The sequence below is a fragment of the Mesorhizobium sp. M7A.F.Ca.US.002.01.1.1 genome, from assembly GCF_004022955.1.
Classification (GTDB): domain Bacteria; phylum Pseudomonadota; class Alphaproteobacteria; order Rhizobiales; family Rhizobiaceae; genus Mesorhizobium; species Mesorhizobium ciceri.
The window spans coordinates 1-1,037 of the sequence record NZ_RZQE01000933.1 but is presented as its reverse complement, the minus strand read 5'-3'; the positions used below and the strand labels follow the sequence as shown (position 1 = coordinate 1,037).

Sequence of the window (1,037 nt, the reverse complement as noted above, 5' to 3'; positions counted from 1 at the left end):
TGTGGAGCTTCAACAGGTTGTCCTCGATCAGGGCGAGGCGACTGATAGGCGTTTTTGACTTTAGGCTGCCATGTGGACGATGCCAATTGTATCTGTGCAGCCAGACAGGCAGTTCGGCGGCACGATGATCGGATGTCGGATAGGCAATGGCGTAGGCCCATTCGCGCAGTGCTGTCTGGATGAAGCGCTCGGCCTTGCCATTGGTCTTGGGCGTATAGGGTCTTGTCGTGACGTGCTTGAGGCCGAGATCGCGGCAGGCCTTGGCGAAGGCCTTTGATCTGTAGCAGGAGCCGTTGTCGGTCATGACGCGGGCTATCGTGACGCCGAGGCTGGCGTAATAGGCGACCGCGGCCTTGAGGAAGGCGATGGCGCACTCCTTTTTCTCGTCGGGCAGGATTTGCGAGAAGGCGATGCGGGACGCGTCGTCGATGCAGACATGGACGAACTCCCAGCCGGCGCCGCGCGACTTGCCCTTTTGCGGATCGCCGGTGATACGATGGCCGACTTGGCTGAAGCGGCCGAGCTTCTTGATGTCGATATGGATCATCTCGCCGGGATGCTCCCGCTCGTAGCGCCGGACCGGTTCGGCCGGCTCGATATCCCTGAGCCGCGACAGCCCGGCACGCTTGAGAACCCGGCTGACGGTGGCGGGCGAGACGCCGACCTCATGGGCGATGTGCTTGCCGGTCAGCCGCTGGCGACGCAAGGCTGCGATGCGCTCGGCCACGGACTGTTCGGTCAGGCTCGGCATGACGGTGGGCCGCGACGAGCGGTCGACCATGCCGGCCCGCCCTTTGGTCTTATAGCGCTCGACCCAGCGCGCCACGATCTTGGCCGACACGCCATAGACGCGCGCCGCATGGGCTTTGGAAAAAGCGCCTTCTATCACCGATAACGCCATCTCCTCTCGACGCAGCGGTGTGAGACGGGCATTCTTGTGGATGTTCATTCGGACCCTCCGATGGATGCTGAAGCGTGGTAACTCCAGTCTCCTCGGTCCGGTCCGAATGGACAACCTCTCGAAAGCTCACACCTAG

1 protein-coding gene is annotated in these 1,037 nt (G+C 62.4%); it reads right to left on the bottom strand.

Translation table 11 applies throughout. The annotated features are described in order from the left end of the window. Window positions 1-949 (bottom strand): IS481 family transposase (locus EN932_RS36835; RefSeq protein ID WP_095770220.1); only part of this gene is annotated, 949 nt, incomplete at its 3' end. Between the last annotated feature and the right edge of the window lie 88 nt (window positions 950-1,037).